12 protein-coding genes are annotated in these 14,258 nt (G+C 66.1%); 5 read left to right on the top strand and 7 right to left on the bottom strand.

The window, feature by feature from the left end; translation table 11 throughout:
- Positions 1 to 47 precede the first annotated feature (47 nt).
- From ACLJEU_RS22735 to ACLJEU_RS22715, 5 genes are all read left to right on the top strand, one after another.
- Positions 48 to 260, top strand: a complete 213-nt coding sequence (locus tag ACLJEU_RS22735) for a hypothetical protein (protein WP_414662833.1) — start codon at positions 48 to 50, stop codon at positions 258 to 260.
- A gap of 228 nt (positions 261 to 488) precedes the next feature.
- The gene (locus tag ACLJEU_RS22730) at positions 489 to 1,913 is read left to right on the top strand and encodes an aldehyde dehydrogenase family protein (RefSeq protein WP_414662832.1); all 1,425 of its coding nucleotides are present in this window, start codon (positions 489 to 491) and stop codon (positions 1,911 to 1,913) included.
- 330 nt (positions 1,914 to 2,243) lie between these two features.
- On the top strand, positions 2,244 to 3,047 hold the full coding sequence (locus ACLJEU_RS22725; RefSeq protein WP_414662831.1) for a PIG-L deacetylase family protein: 804 nt from the start codon (positions 2,244 to 2,246) through the stop codon (positions 3,045 to 3,047).
- Between the two features lie 97 nt (positions 3,048 to 3,144).
- The gene (locus tag ACLJEU_RS22720; RefSeq protein WP_414662830.1) at positions 3,145 to 4,074 is read left to right on the top strand and encodes a sugar phosphate isomerase family; all 930 of its coding nucleotides are present in this window, start codon (positions 3,145 to 3,147) and stop codon (positions 4,072 to 4,074) included.
- 159 nt (positions 4,075 to 4,233) lie between these two features.
- Complete coding sequence (locus tag ACLJEU_RS22715) at positions 4,234 to 5,472, top strand: MFS transporter (RefSeq protein WP_414662829.1); 1,239 nt, start codon at positions 4,234 to 4,236, stop codon at positions 5,470 to 5,472.
- Between the two features lie 236 nt (positions 5,473 to 5,708).
- On the opposite strand, the gene ACLJEU_RS22710 is transcribed toward ACLJEU_RS22715, so the two are convergent.
- The 7 genes from ACLJEU_RS22710 to ACLJEU_RS22680 all read right to left on the bottom strand — a co-directional run bounded on the left by ACLJEU_RS22710 (position 5,709) and on the right by ACLJEU_RS22680 (position 14,153).
- A complete protein-coding gene (locus ACLJEU_RS22710; RefSeq protein WP_414662828.1) occupies positions 5,709 to 6,839 on the bottom strand; it encodes a pyridoxal-phosphate-dependent aminotransferase family protein in 1,131 nt (376 codons plus the stop codon).
- Between the two features lie 25 nt (positions 6,840 to 6,864).
- Complete coding sequence (locus ACLJEU_RS22705) at positions 6,865 to 7,608, bottom strand: 3-keto-disaccharide hydrolase (protein ID WP_414662827.1); 744 nt, start codon at positions 7,606 to 7,608, stop codon at positions 6,865 to 6,867.
- Between the two features lie 117 nt (positions 7,609 to 7,725).
- Positions 7,726 to 9,213: a CoA-acylating methylmalonate-semialdehyde dehydrogenase gene (locus ACLJEU_RS22700; RefSeq protein ID WP_414662826.1), complete on the bottom strand. Its 1,488-nt coding sequence runs from the start codon at positions 9,211 to 9,213 to the stop codon at positions 7,726 to 7,728.
- A 62-nt stretch (positions 9,214 to 9,275) separates the two neighbouring features.
- Entirely contained in the window at positions 9,276 to 10,337 is a 1,062-nt protein-coding gene (locus tag ACLJEU_RS22695) for a transaldolase family protein (RefSeq protein ID WP_414662825.1), read from the bottom strand.
- 87 nt (positions 10,338 to 10,424) lie between these two features.
- Positions 10,425 to 11,333 (bottom strand): myo-inosose-2 dehydratase, encoded by a 909-nt coding sequence (gene iolE, locus ACLJEU_RS22690; protein ID WP_414662824.1) that lies wholly within the window; start codon positions 11,331 to 11,333, stop codon positions 10,425 to 10,427.
- Between the two features lie 112 nt (positions 11,334 to 11,445).
- Positions 11,446 to 13,314, bottom strand: coding sequence for a 3D-(3,5/4)-trihydroxycyclohexane-1,2-dione acylhydrolase (decyclizing) (gene iolD, locus ACLJEU_RS22685; RefSeq protein ID WP_414662823.1), 1,869 nt, complete (start codon positions 13,312 to 13,314; stop codon positions 11,446 to 11,448).
- Positions 13,311 to 14,153 carry a 5-deoxy-glucuronate isomerase gene (locus ACLJEU_RS22680; protein WP_414662822.1) on the bottom strand — a complete coding sequence of 281 codons (843 nt, stop codon included), beginning with the start codon at positions 14,151 to 14,153 and terminating at the stop codon, positions 13,311 to 13,313. Before ACLJEU_RS22680 ends, iolD begins: the two co-directional genes overlap by 4 nt.
- Positions 14,154 to 14,258 lie beyond the last annotated feature (105 nt).

The raw sequence follows: 14,258 nt of genomic DNA, 5'->3' as shown, positions 1-14,258 counted from the left end.
GACGCCGCGGACCGATTGATCAGCTTGGAACAGCAGCCGTGGACGCCATGATCACCTCGCTCATCATCGGACTGATTATCGCCGGGGCCATGTCGGTCGTGACGATTCAGGCGCTGCGATCGGCCCCCGACGGCTACGAGGATGAATCCGGTTTTCATGCCCGGGACGCGTCTGAAACCGCTGGATCGCACGCGGGCGGACGGATGTCCGATCATGGCGACTCGACCGACGATTTTCCGCCGTTCGCGGCGGCGCGGTAAGCTGGCGGTTTTTCCGGCGGCTGGCGGGTCCGGCGCGGTGATCGCGCAAAAGCCAAGTGTACCGGTGCAGCATGTCGGCGACGCGCTGCTCCAGCCGCGGTGCAGGCGTGACGTTTTCCGGTGCGGAGAATTTACGCACGTGGCGCTTGCGCCCGGAACGTCGAGTCGAATTGTTTTCAGATCCTTGGCCGCGGCGATCTGAGCCAGCTGCGGCGAACCTTTCCGCCCATGTCATCTCCCTTCCTTATCGGCGCCGACTGGGTGCAAACCGAGTCGGTGTTGCAGGTGATGTCGCCGCAAGCCGGCACCCTCGTGTCCGAGGTGTGTCTCGGCGATGCTTCGCATCTGCGCCGCGCGATTGATGCGGCCCAGCATGCGTTTGAGACGACTACGCGGCGGCAGCCGGCGTTCGAGCGGGCCGGAGTGCTGACGCGGATCGCCGCGGCCATCGAAGAGCGGCGGCCGGAGTTTACGCGGACGATTATGCGTGAAGCGGGCAAGCCCGTCACGCTCGCCGATGCCGAAGTCTCCCGGGCCGTCGGCACGTTCACGATGGCGGCGGCGCTCGCGCGGGAGACGCCCGGTCATTTGCTCGACGTCGATGCGTTTTCCCCTGGCAACGGCCACGTCGGTCTGGCGCGACGATTCCCGCTGGGCGTCATCTACGGCATCACGCCGTTCAATTTTCCGCTCAATCTCGTGGCCCACAAGGTGGCGCCCACGATCGCCTCGGGTAACACGATCGTGATCAAGCCGTCGCCGCAGACGCCGCTGACGGCGCTGCTGCTGGCGCGCGTGGCCCTGGACTGCGGCCTGCCGCCGGGCCAGCTGAACGTCGTGTGCTGCGCCAACGAGCATGCCGGCGTTCCGCTCGAGGACGACCGCGTGAAGATGGTGTCGTTCACGGGCAGTGCGGCCGTCGGGTGGAAGATCAAGGCGGCGAGCGGCCGCAGGCGGGTCGCGTTGGAGCTCGGTGGCAACGCGGCGGCCATCGTGCACGAGGATGCCGCGCTCGAGTACGCGGTGGCGACGCTGGCGACGGGCGCGTTCGCTTATGCGGGCCAGTCGTGCATCAGCACGCAGCGCATTTTTGTCCACGCGCCGATCTATGCGGCGTTTCGCGAGCAGCTGATTGCGTACGTGCGCGAGCGCATCAAGTCCGGCGATCCGTCCAACCCGCACGTGCTGGTCGGCCCGATGATCAACCCCGCCGCACTTGCCCGCGTTCGCGGTTCGATCGACGCCGCGCTCGCGGCGGGCGCCACGCTGGCGCACGGCGGTGGAGTGAAGGGGAACTGTCTCGAAGCGACGATCTTGGAAGTGCCCCACCAGCAGTTCGACGTGTGCCAGGAGGAGGCGTTTGCCCCGATTGTCAGCCTGCAGTCCTACGAGTCCTTCGACGACGCGCTGCAGCTGGTCAACGCGTCGCGCTACGGCCTCCAGGCCGGTGTGTTCACGCGTGACCTGGAGCGCGCGTGGCGGGCCTACGACCGGCTCGACGTCGGTGGCGTGTTGATCAATCAGGCACCGACCTTCCGCACCGACAACCAGCCGTACGGCGGGACGAAGGAGAGCGGCTTTGGCCGGGAGGGTGTGCGGTATGCGATGGAGGAGATGACGGAATTGAAGACGCTGATCATGCGGCCGGTCTGAGCCGACGCGCCGGTATCGTGCGCCACAATGCCGTGGCCGCCAATCGCGCGAAGGGGCGCGCAGGGAAAGAACGCGATGGGTCCACCTCGAACGGCGGGCAGTAGGTCAGGGGAGTGAGTTCACTGATTTCCGACGGATCGATCGCGCCACGCTCAACGGGCGGCTCTCAACTTTCAGCCTCGCACCGCTCTGATCCACTTTCGTGCGGTCACATCGGTCTTGCGTGTGTCTGTGGCGCGGTTGAAAGCTCGGGCTTCCGTCGCGGGCCGGTCCGGACCGCGGCGAGCCCCTCGTTTCCTTTGTTGAACGCAGTCGAATCCCATTCTTCCCATGGCTGAACGCAGCGCCATTGCCATCGCCGCCCATCCCGACGACATCGAATTCATGATGGCCGGCACGCTCTGTCTGCTGCGGGAGGCGGGCTATCGCACGCACTACCTCAACGTGTCCACCGGCTCGTGCGGGAGCCTGGAACACGGTCCGGCGGCGTTGCGACGAATCCGGAAACGTGAGGCGCAGGCGGCGGCAGCCGTGCTCGACGCGCGGTTTCATCCCAGCGGGGCGGATGATCTCGAGATCGTTTACTCCGTGCCGCTGCTGCGGTGGCTGGCGGCGGTGATTCGCACGGTGCAGCCGACGATTGTGCTCACGCATTCACCGCAGGACTACATGGAGGATCACACCAACACGTGCCGGCTCGCGGTGAGCGCGACATTTGCCCGCGGGGTCCCGAATTTTGTCACGCGGCCCCGGCGGCCGGCCTGGGCGGGCGACGCCACCGTGTATCACGCGATGCCGCACGGCTTGTGCGACGGTCTCCGTCGGCGGATCGTGCCCGGGGCGTTTGTGGATACGGCGACGGTGCAGGAGCAGAAGCTCGCGGCCCTCGCGTGTCATCGCAGCCAGCATGGCTGGCTGCAGGCGTCGCAAGGCATGAACTCATACCTCCGCCAGATGGAGGACATGGCGCGCGTGGTCGGAAAGATGTCCGGGCGCTTCAAGGTCGCGGAAGGGTGGCGCCGCCATTCGCACATGGGCTTCTGCGCGCCCGACGCTGATCCGTTGCGCGAGGCGCTGGGCGGAAAATTCCTCGTGAACCGGGCGTATGAACGGGCGCTGCTGCGCGGCGAATGATTTTGGTTCACGCGCCGGACTCGGCGTGTGACGTGCTTCTCGACGCTCGACTTGCCTTCCGGCCACTGCCTCAGTTCCGCCAAGTATCCAATCAGTTATGCCCCGAAAATTCAGCACGATTGCCCCCGACTGGTGGGACTACACCACCCTCGACAGTGCCTTGATTGAAGAAGCCGCCCGCCTGACGCCCGCCGACATGGCGAAGCTCTCCCGCGACGGCTTTCGCGTCGTGTTCTACGACACGCTCGAGGACTTCTACCTCGCCGAGGCGCTCGAGTACATCACCGCGTGGCGCCGTTCCACGGCCGACAACCCCGTCGGCATCTGCGGTCCGATTGGACCGACGGAGCAGCTGCCGCTGGTGGCGCGGCTCGTCAACGAACTCGGCCTCTCGCTCAAGACCGCGCACTTCTGGGGCATGGACGAATGGTATGCGAATGGCGCCGAGGTGCCCGTGACGCATCCGCTGTCGTTCGAGCGCGCCGACCGCGAACTCTGTTTCGATCGCATCCGGCCCGAGCTGGCGATGCCGGCGGCAAACATGCACTTTCCGAAGGCCGACGTGGCCGCGTATGCGAAAACCTGGGACGGCGTGCGCTGCGCCGTGATGCAGGGCGGGCAGGGCGACACGAAGCACTGGGCGTTCAACGATCCGGTGAAGCGCGAGGGCGCCTATCGCGACGCTCCCCCGACACCCGCGGAATACCGCCGGCTCGGCACGCGCGTGGTGGATCTGCATCCCGTGACGCTCGCGCAGAACGCGCGCACGTCGGGCGGCGGCAACATCTCGATGGTGCCGACGAAGGCGATCACTGTGGGGCCGGTGGAGACGTGGAAGGCCGAGAAGGTTTCCATCTGGCAGGCCGGCACGCACGACAGTCCGTTTGGCCAGCGGCTCACCACGCTGATGATCAGCCGCCGCCTCGCCGACAGCGCGGTGCCGATGTCGCTCCTCGCCGACCATCCCAACGTCCAGTTCAACTTCTACCGCGGCGGCCTCGGCACCTGCCAGGTGGAGATGCACTGAGCCCAAGGGGAAGTTGAGAGCTGAGGATCGAGTGATCGCGTAGCAGGGCGGCTAGTTTGAGCGCCGCTGCGAATCTCTGTCCATCGATTCGCTCTTCTCTCAACCCTCAGCCCTCAACTCTCAACTCCAGCGTCCGCTTCAACCGCCCCATACCCCGTCATGTCCTCCCCCGCGCAATCCTCCATCAAGCTCCGGCTCTCGGTCTTCATGTTCCTCCAGTATTTCATCTGGGGATCGTGGTATGTGAGCATGGGCTCGTACATGGCGAACACCCTGAAGTTCGGCGGCGAACAGATCGGTGCCGCGTACGGCGCGTTCGCGATCGGCGCGATGATCTCGCCGTTCTTCGTCGGCTTGATTGCCGACCGGTTTTTCGCCTCGGAGCGCATCCTGGCCGTGCTCGGCATCCTGGGTGGCGTGCTTCTCTGCTGCCTGCCCCAGCTGCACCAGTTCTCCGTGTTTTATCCGGTGCTGATCGCGTATTGCGCGCTCTACGTGCCGACGCTTGCGCTCGGGAATTCCCTTTCGCTGCACCACCTCGAGAACGCCAAGACGGATTTTCCGCGGGTGAAAATCTTTTCCGCCGTCGGCTGGATTGGCGGCCTCGTCACCTTGAGCCTCATCAAGGGCGAACAGTCCGCGGTGCAGTTCTACCTCGCGGGCGGTGTCTCGATTCTGTTCGGCCTGTTCGCGCTGAGCCTGCCGCACACGCCGCCCAAGAAAACCGGGGCCAACGTGAGCATCGGCGAAATCCTCGGCTTCGACGCGCTGGCGCTGCTGAAGAAGCCGTCGTTCGCGATCTTCATCGTCTGCATGTTTCTCATCTGCATCCCGCTGTACTTCTACTTCGTGATGCTGGGCATCTATCTCACGGAACTGAAGTGGGACTACATGGCGGTGAAGACCTCGCTGGCGCAGGTGTCCGACGTGATCTTCCTGTTTCTCCTGCCGGTGTTCCTGCGGCGCTTCGGTTACAAGCTCACGATCTTCATCGGCATTCTGTGCTGGGCCACGCGGTACTTCCTGCTGGCGGGCAGCGTCGGCCTGCCGGATCTGCAGACGGCGATGATCTACGGTGCGATCCTGCTGCACGGCGTGTGCTACGACTTCCTCTTCATCGCCGGCCAGCTCTACGTCGATGCCGAGGCCAACGAACGCATCCGTGGCGCCGCGCAGGGCCTGATCGCCTTCATCCTCTGGGGCGTGGGCGCCTTCGTCGGCACGCTGCTCGCCGGCAAGGTTCTTGCCGCCCACCAGCTCGCCACGCCGCAGGGTTCAATCCTACACGACTGGCGCGGCATCTGGATGACGCCGGCCATCGGTGCCGTCGTGGTGATGGTTATCTTCCTGATCTTCTTCCGCGACCCGCCGAAGGAAAAGGCCGCCCGGGCCGCTTAAGCTCAGCCGGAACGATTCATACCAATCGCTCTTTGCCTTTGGACTTTAGCCGTGGCTACGAGCGATCCAGAAGTCCAAAAGCAAGGAGCGATCGGTATCAGTAGCCCGCGAATCACGCGAACGGGCGCGAATTTCACCACTGAAATTCGCGCCCGTTCGCGTGATTCGCGGGAGCTTTTTTGCAGGCCGGGTGGGGTCGCCCCCGTCTACAGGGACGGACGTTGCCGCGGGAGACGCTACCGCAGGATCGTCTTCAACGCGGCCAGCACGAGGTCGACGTTCCGAATCGTCGAGCCGTGGCCCATCAGGCCGATGCGCCACGCCTTGCCGGCCATGATGCCGAGGCCTGACCCAATCTCGATTCCGTAGTCGGCCAGCAGTCGGCTGCGCACACCCGCATCGTCCGCTCCCTCCGGAATTCGGATACAATTCAACGTGTGCAGCGAGTGCTTCGGAATGTAGCTGAGGCCGAGTTCCGCGAGACCCTTCCGCAACCGTTGGTGCATCGCGGCATGACGCTCGATTCGCGCCGGCAGCCCTTCCTCGAGCACGATCGTGAGTGCCTCGCGCAGCGCGTAGGTCATGTTGATCGGCGCGGTGTGATGATACACGCGGCCGCCGCCACCGCCGCCGGTGTAGTACTTGCGGAGCATCGAGACATCCAGGTACCACGACTGCGGCTTCGTCTTGCGCGCATCCATGCGGGCCAGCGCGCGCTCGCCAAAGCTCACGGGTGAGAGTCCCGGCGGGCAACTCAGGCACTTCTGCGTGCCGCTGTAGATCGCATCGATGCCCCAGTCGTCCACGCGCAGTTCGTGACCGCCGAGGCTCGTCACCGCGTCGACCAGCAGCAACGCGCCGCTCCGGTGCACGATGTCGGCCAGGCCGGCGATGGGCTGGTGCGCGCCGGTGCTGGTCTCGGCGTGCACGATGCCCACGACCTTCGTCTTGGGAAACTGCGCGAGCGCCGCTGCGATCTGCTCGAATGCAATCACGTCGCCCCACGCGGCCTCCACGGGATGAACGATCGCGCCGCAACGCTCGAAGACATCCTTCATGCGCGTGCCGAAGACGCCGTTGACGCACAGGATGACCTCGTCGCCAGGCTCGACGAGATTCGTCGCAGTGCACTCCATGCCGGCCATGCCGGTGCCGCTGACGGGGAAGGTCAGGGCGTTCTTCGTTTGAAAGACCTCCCGCAGCATCGCGCAGGTCTCGTCCATGATGGCCAGATACTGCGGATCGAGATGGCCGAGCGTCGGAGCCGACAGCGCGCGCAGGACGCGTTGCGGCACCGGGCTGGGGCCGGGTCCGAGCAGAATACGCTCGGCGGGCTCACCGGCGGAAGGAGGCAGTGATTTCGTCATGGGGAGAATGGCAACTCGGCGCGACTTACTTCGCGGGCAGTTCCTTGATGCTGATGTTGCGGAACTGCACGAGGCTCGACGCCGGCGAATACTTTCCGTCCTTGAAGCCGCCGTGATGCTGCAACGCGAGCGCGCCTTTCTCCGGCAGGCCCGGCAGCTCCGCGTTTTTGAGCACGGTCTGTCCGTTCAAGACCACCGTCAGGCGATCGCCCTGCAGGGTGATTTCAAAGCTGTTCCACTCGCCGACGGGCTTGTCGGCTTTGACCTTGGGCGTCACCCCGGCGCGCACCGCCGGCGGCATCTTCTGGTCCATGCGATACCCGTAGACTTCGCCGGAGCCGATCGGCCAGCACCAGATGTTGAGCTGGGCCTTGCTCGTGCCGCGCAGATAAATGCCGGAGTCGGCGTTCGGCGTGGGCGTGATGATGTCCTTGCCGTCCGGTCCCTTCTTGTGCGTGCCGTCCGGCAGCACGGTGGGCACCGGATACAACCCGGTCGTCTCCTTGATCCGCCAGTCGAGGCGCAGCACGAAATCCTTGTACTCCTTTTCCGACCACAGGTTCTTGTCTCCCGTCGCCTCGCTGCGGGCATCATAGTCGATGACGCCATCGAGCACCTTCCAATGCCCGTTGTCGCCGGCGGGTACTTTCCAGCCGCTCAGATCGCGGCCGTTGAACAACGAGGTGAAGCCGGCCGGCAGGGCGTTGGCGGCGTGGAGGGCAAGTGGGGCGGCGGCGAATACAAGCGCGGCCAGGGTGATGGATTTCATGGGGTGGCGATGGAAGCGTCGAGGTTGCCCCTCGCCGCCTGAAATTCAATCCCGCTTACGTCGCATGATCCGCGCGCATCGCCGCGGCGCGGACCGACACCCCGCGTGACGCCGGCCTCACTTCTTCCAGACGTCGCCCACGCCTTCGCCGAACCAGCGGGTCGTCGTGACCTTTTGCTGGGTGTAGAACTGCACGGCCTCGCGGCCCTGGATGTGCAGATCGCCGTAGAACGAGTCGTCCCAGCCCGTGAAGGGAAACATCGCCATGGTCGCGGGCACGCCGACGTTGATGCCGACCATGCCGGCCTTCACGCGGTGCTTGAACTCGCGCGCGGCCTTGCCGCTGTTGGTGAAAATCGCCGCGCCGTTGCCGAAGGCCGAGGCGTTCGTAAGCTCGATCGCGCGATCGAGATCGTCCATCCGCATCACGTTCAACACCGGGCCGAACACCTCCTCGCGGGCGAGTGTCATGGTTTGCTGCACGCCGTCGACGATCGTGGCACCGAGATAAAACCCGCGCGGCGCCTCGCTGACCTTCACGTCGCGGCCGTCGGCGATGACCTTCGCGCCTTCCTTCTCGCCGCTCGCGACCAGGCTCAGCACGCGCTCGCGGTGCTGGGCCGTGATGACGGGACCCATGTCGGGCTGCGCCGCCCGATCAGTCGGCCCGACCTTGATCTTGCGGGCGGCGTCGACGAGCGACGGCAGCAACCGTTCCGCCGCCGCGCCGACCGTGATGGCCGTCGAGCCCGCCATGCAGCGTTCGCCGGCGCAGCCGAAGGCCGCGGTCGACAGCGCCTCGACCGTCTTCGGTACGTCGGCGTCCGGCATGATCACGATGTAGTTTTTCGCGCCACCGTTGGCCTGCACGCGTTTGCCGTGCCGCGTGCCCGTTTCGTAGATGTATTTGGCGATTGGAGACGAACCGACGAAGGACACCGCGCGCACTTTCGGATGCGTCAGCAGGGCGTCCACGCATTCGCGCCCGCCGTGCACGATGTTGAACACGCCCTTGGGCAGGCCCGCCTGCTCCAGCAGTTCGCCGAGAATCGTGGCCGACAGCGGGACTTTCTCGCTCGGCTTGAGGATGAAGGTATTCCCGCACGCGATCGCGAGCGGGTACATCCAGAGCGGCACCATGGCCGGGAAGTTGAACGGGGTGATGCCCACGCACACGCCGAGCGGCTGGAGGACGGTCTCGCAGTCGACGCCGCGCGCGAGGTTTTCCAGCGTGTCACCAAACAGCAGCGACGGCACGCCGCACGCGTACTCGATGTTCTCGAGCCCGCGAAACGCCGAACCGCGGGCCTCGGCGAGCGTCTTGCCGTGCTCGCGCGAGACCGTCGCGCACAGTCGATCGAAGTTCTGCTCGACCAGCTGGCGATAGCGGAAGAAGACCCGCGCGCGCTCGACTGCCGGTGTTTCGCTCCACCCGGCGAAAGCCGCGTGGGCCGCGGCGACCGCAGCGTTGACATCCGCCGGACCGCCCACCGGACACTCCGCGATGACGTCGCCCGTGGAGGGATTGAAGACCGGCGTGGTGGTGACGGAGCGCGGCGCATTCCATTCTCCGCCGATGAAGTGGGGGACGAGCGTGGTGGACATGGGAAGGGGATTTGGGAGGGACGAAACGGAAATGGCTGGGACGCGAACCGCGGCGGCGCGGCTTAGATCGGAAGAATACGCGCCCGCACCGACGCCAGCAAGTCGGCGTAGCCGCCGAGAAACTGGTTCAGGGTGTGCACGGTGGCGCCGTAACCGAGAAACGCCTCGGCCGGCATGCCGTTCTCGTCGTGCGCCCGGACGAAGTCGGGAAACTTCGCGCGCAGTTCGGCGACGATGCGGTCGTCGACCGGTTGATCGAGCGTTAGCGTGGGTGTGGCGGTGGCGACATTGAACTTGGTCCACCACGTGTACGGCACGGTCTGCAGCACCTCGCGACCGATGATTTGCGACCAGTGGCCCTCGTGCCGGTAGGCCGCGGCAAGCAGGGTGCCGGGCAGCCCGCGCCGCTGGAATATCCGGTGCGCGTTTTTGAATACCGCGATGCCGGCCCAGTCGAGAATGCCGGGACTGGTTTCAATCTTCTCCCGCTCGGCGACGCGCTTGAGATGATCATCCACGCGGCCGATCATCAGCGTGATGTAGGGCCGGATGGCGTCGGCATTGCGCCCCGCCGCGCGCGCGCGTTTGAGGCCGCGCTCGATCGCCTCGGCGACGGCGATCGCCTGCGGCACGGTGAAACTCACGGTCGCATTAATTCGGATACCGCGCGCGGTCATCTCCTCGAGCGCGGCAAGACCGGTCGCGGTCGCGGGCGCCTTGATCGCGATGTTCGGCGCGAGGGCGGCCAGTCGCGTGGCCTGTTCCACCATCAGTTCCTTGCTCGGGTAGTATTTCGGACTCACCTGCACCGAGAGGAAACCCTTCTCGCCCCGCGTGGCCGCGTGGACCGGCATCAGCCGTGACGCCGCGTCGAGCGCGAGCGTGTGGATGAGTTTCCACGCGATGTCGTCCTCGGTGTCGTGCGGGTGCTCGGCGGCGAGGCGATCAATGATGGGATGGCAGAGGGCGGGCTGGGCCTTGACGGCCTGCGCGACGATGACCGGATTCGAAGTGCCGCCGACGGCACCCAGGGCCACGGCTTCGCTGAGCTCGGCCGGCACGCCGGAATCGTTCCACCAGTCGGCGCCGAGCGCCGTCATCTGCGACATGCGGGAGGGAATCATGGGAGAAAAGGGTTGAGGAGGGTGGGAGCGCAGGCGTCTCGTCTGCAGGATGGGGAAGCTGCGGGCAAAAGGCCTGCGATCCCGGCGCTAAACGCCAGCGTGGGCGCGGACGTAGGCACGGGCGAGGCGGGCTTTCGGGAGCGCGGGCACCTTCACCGGATCCTCCTCCGCCTCGACCACGAGCCAGCCGCGGTAGTCGGCCTGTTGCAGGATGCGAAAGATCGCCGGGAAATCCACCGAGCCGTCACCGGGTATTGTGAATACGCCTTCGGTCACGGCGCGACAGAACGACCACTTTTCCCGCCGCACGCGCTCGACGATTGCGGGGCGTGTGCTCTTGAGGTGAACGTGGCCGATGCGCGCGGCATGGCGCGAGGCCACCGCCACGGGGTCGATGCCGGCGAATGCGAGATGGCCGGGGTCGAGCAAGAGTTGGATTTCCGGCACCGAACTCAGCAGCCGCTCCAGATCCGCTTCGCCCTGGATCACCGTGCCCATGTGGTGATGGTACACGATTTTCATTTCCTCGGCGGCGGCGATGCCCGCGAGATGTTTGAGGCCCGCCACGAATCGCGGCCATTCGGCTTCGGTCAACCGGGGCGTCAGCGCGGCGTCGAAACCCAGTGCGGCCTCGCGCATGCCATGGATGCAACGCGTGCACTCGGCGACGATCGCGACGCGGGCGCCGAGCGTTTTGAGCAGACTCAGGTGATCGCGAAAGGCCGCTTCCTCGACCGCGAGATCGCGCGAGGCGAGGTGCGTGCTGTGCCAGCCGCTGACCAGGCGCAGATGGTGGCGGGCCAGCGGCTCCGAGAGCGCGGCCGGGGTGCGCGGGTACGCGTGGCCCAACTCGCTGCCGGCGAAACCTGCGGCGCGCATCTCGCGCAGGATCGTGTCGAGCGGAACGTCGCCGGCGAGTTCGTTGAAATCGTCGTTGCTCCAGATGATGGGATTCGCGCCGACGAGGCAGTCGCGCAGGTGGACGGGAGAAGACATGGAAACGGATTTCGGCTTTGGACAGAATTTACAGAATGAAACAGAATGGTTCGGACACCGGGCCGTGTGGCAGAGGGTCCATTCGGTTCATTCTGTCCCAAGGGTTTGGTCGTTAGTAGTAGAACCTTTGTTTCTTCACGGCGCGATCATAGGCCGCGCGGGCGGAGCGGACGCCGGGGACTTTCGACGTGGCCGACACTGGCACGTCCCACCACGAATAGCCTGGCAGCCGCACGTCGGCGGGCGTGGTGACGAAGATCAGCACGACGCCTTTCGCGGCGCGCGCCTGGACCAGCGCCGCCCGCAGTTCTTCGCGGGTGTGGGCGCGGATGCCGGTGGCGCCGAGGCTTTCGGCGTTCTTGGCGAAATCGACGTCGACCGGCTTGCCCTCGAGCCGGTGGTTCGCGCCGGAGCGGTGCCTGAATTCGTTGCCGAAACTGTTGCCGCCGGAGCCGCGCTGCAGGCCGTGGATGCAGCCGAAGCCGTGGTTGTCGACGAGGACGATGGTGAGCTTGAGGCCCTCCTGCACGGCGGTGACGATCTCCGTGTGCAGCATCAGGTAGCTGCCGTCTCCGAGAAACGCATACACCTCGCGCTGGGGCGCGGCCAGCTTGATGCCCAGCGCGCCGGCGATCTCGTACCCCATGCACGAGTAGCCGTACTCCGAGTGGTAGTCGTCGCGCGCCTGCGAACGCCAGAGCTTGTGGATGTCGCCGGGAATTCCGCCCGACGCGTGGATGACCGTGCCGTCGGTGCCGCACGCCTGGTTCAATTCGTCGATCACCTGCGCCTGCGTGAGCGTGACGCCGCGCTTTGGGCTCACGAGCGTCGCGCGGGTGGCGTCCCAGGTGGCGCGGTGGCGTTTCACCGCTGCGCGATGTGACGCGGGTACGCGCCAGCCGGCGAGCGCGCGGGCGAGCTGGCCGAGGATGGTGCGAGCATCGCCGATGAGCGGCACCGCGCCGTGCTTGTGCGCGTCGGCGGCGTGAATGTTGACGCCGATGAAGCGTACGCGCGGGTGCTGGAATTGGCTCTTCGAGGCCGTGGTGAAGTCGCTCAGCCGCGTGCCGAGGTTGATCACGAGATCGGACTCGAGCGCGATCGCGTTGGCGGCGGCGGTGCCGGTGACGCCCACCGCGCCGAGACACGAGGGATGCGCGTCGAGGATCGCGCCCTTGCCCGCCTGCGTGACGACGACGGGAATGCCCGTGGCGGCCGCGAAGGCGTCGAGGGCCGCAACGGCGTCGCTGTAGTGCACGCCGCCGCCGGCGACGATCAGCGGGCGCCGGGACGCACGGATCAACGCGACAGCCGCGCGCAGGTCGTCGGTTGGACAGGCCGGCCGCGCCACGGTGTAAACGCGTTTCTCAAAGAAGTGCGCCGGGTACGCGTAGCTCTCGGCCTGGACGTCCTCGGGCATCGCGATCGTGACCGCGCCGGTCTCCGCCGGATCGGCGAGGATGCGCATGGCCTCGGGCAGCGCGGTGAGGATTTGTTCCGGCCGGTTGATCCGGTCCCAGTACTTCGAAACGGGGCGGAAGCAGTCGTTCACGCTCACGTCCTGGCTGCCTGGATACTCCAGTTGCTGGAGGACCGGGCCCGGCCGGCGGTTGGCGAAGATGTCGCCGGGCAGCAGCAGCACAGGCAACCGGTTCACCGTCGCGACGGCGGCACCCGTGATCATGTTGGTCGCCCCCGGACCGATCGAACTCGTGCAGGCAAACGTCCCGAGCCGCTGGCGCGTCTTCGCGTAGGCGACGGCGGCGTGCACCATGCCCTGCTCGTTTTTCGCCTGCAGATAGGGCAGGCCGCGTCCGCCGTGTTCCTCGAGGGCCTGGCCGAAGCCGGTGACGTTGCCGTGGCCGAAAATGCCCCAGACGCCGTTGATGAGCCGGTGTTCGACGCCGTCGCGGCGGATGTATTGCCGCTGGAGAAACTGCACCAGCGCGGCGGCCATGTTGAGGGTGACGGTGGTTTTCATGCGAGCCCGGGAGGGAGATCGGAAGGACGCCAGCCCTGCTGGGCTGGATCGAGCGTCCATTTGTGTTCTTCGGCAAACGTGAAGCCGGTATAGGGATTGCCCGGCAGGTGCCGGATGATCCAGAGGTAATACATTCCGTAGCCGGGCGCGGACACCTGCGCGTGATCGAGGTTCGGCGGAATGATCACGGTGTCGCCGTGGCGAACCTTGACCACGTCATCGCCGAGCTCGGCGTGACCGTAGCCGCTCGGCGCGGTGAACCGGTAATGATAGATCTCCGGCTGGACGTGGTGATGGGGTGGATAACTCGACCAGCGGCCGGGAAAGTTCACGACTTCGCCGAGCACGAGATTCGACTCGGGGCGGGTGGAGCGATCGAAGATGAGACGGACGTTCCGCAGCGCGGCGTTCTGGACCAGGCCCGCGCCGCGGTACTCCGGCTGCAGGTTGGCCGGCGTGTAGAGCCGGGGCGCAAACTGGCGGTCATTCGACGTGCGGACGATGGCCCACTCCGTATCCAGGGACAGGGGACGCACCGAGACCGGCGTGCGCGGGCCGAGATGGAGCGCGCTCGGAGGTTCGTCGAACAGACTCTTGCGGCTCACCGTCACACGCTGACCCGGAAACTCAAGTTCGGCACTGCCGTTGAGCAGCACCCACACCGTTTCGCTCGCATGCGTCTCCGTGTAAACCTCGCCGACCACGAGGCGCAGCAGGCCAAAGTCGATCTTGAGATCCGGGACCGCGGGCAGGTCGGGTCCGGCGGCGTGGGTGACCGGAGTGTAACCCGAGGAAAAACCGGCACGAGGACCGGGAAGCAACGCGTCGACCGAGGGCATCAAGGGGTGGGGTGCGGGGAAAATCCAGGCGCAGTGTAAACGTTATCATCGGGGTCGAGGTCAATGGGATTCTGGCGGCCCCGCCCCGTGCGGTGGCGTCGTGGC

This window comes from Terrisphaera buseokensis (genome assembly GCF_047521145.2).
GTDB lineage: Bacteria > Verrucomicrobiota > Verrucomicrobiia > Opitutales > Opitutaceae > ER46.
Note: the sequence above shows the minus strand (reverse complement) of the source record. Positions and strands in the feature narration are given on the sequence as shown.

What these genes read in the sequence shown, in the direction of transcription:
- iolE (WP_414662824.1), bottom strand. Translation starts at nt 11,333, where the DNA reads ATGTCTTCTCCCGTCCACCTGCGCGACTGCCTCGTCGGCGCGAATCCC.
- ACLJEU_RS22735 (WP_414662833.1), top strand. Translation starts at nt 48, where the DNA reads ATGATCACCTCGCTCATCATCGGACTGATTATCGCCGGGGCCATGTCG.
- ACLJEU_RS22695 (WP_414662825.1), bottom strand. Translation starts at nt 10,337, where the DNA reads ATGATTCCCTCCCGCATGTCGCAGATGACGGCGCTCGGCGCCGACTGG.
- ACLJEU_RS22715 (WP_414662829.1), top strand. Translation starts at nt 4,234, where the DNA reads ATGTCCTCCCCCGCGCAATCCTCCATCAAGCTCCGGCTCTCGGTCTTC.
- ACLJEU_RS22680 (WP_414662822.1), bottom strand. Translation starts at nt 14,153, where the DNA reads ATGCCCTCGGTCGACGCGTTGCTTCCCGGTCCTCGTGCCGGTTTTTCC.
- ACLJEU_RS22720 (WP_414662830.1), top strand. Translation starts at nt 3,145, where the DNA reads ATGCCCCGAAAATTCAGCACGATTGCCCCCGACTGGTGGGACTACACC.
- ACLJEU_RS22725 (WP_414662831.1), top strand. Translation starts at nt 2,244, where the DNA reads ATGGCTGAACGCAGCGCCATTGCCATCGCCGCCCATCCCGACGACATC.
- iolD (WP_414662823.1), bottom strand. Translation starts at nt 13,314, where the DNA reads ATGAAAACCACCGTCACCCTCAACATGGCCGCCGCGCTGGTGCAGTTT.
- ACLJEU_RS22730 (WP_414662832.1), top strand. Translation starts at nt 489, where the DNA reads ATGTCATCTCCCTTCCTTATCGGCGCCGACTGGGTGCAAACCGAGTCG.
- ACLJEU_RS22700 (WP_414662826.1), bottom strand. Translation starts at nt 9,213, where the DNA reads ATGTCCACCACGCTCGTCCCCCACTTCATCGGCGGAGAATGGAATGCG.
- ACLJEU_RS22705 (WP_414662827.1), bottom strand. Translation starts at nt 7,608, where the DNA reads ATGAAATCCATCACCCTGGCCGCGCTTGTATTCGCCGCCGCCCCACTT.
- ACLJEU_RS22710 (WP_414662828.1), bottom strand. Translation starts at nt 6,839, where the DNA reads ATGACGAAATCACTGCCTCCTTCCGCCGGTGAGCCCGCCGAGCGTATT.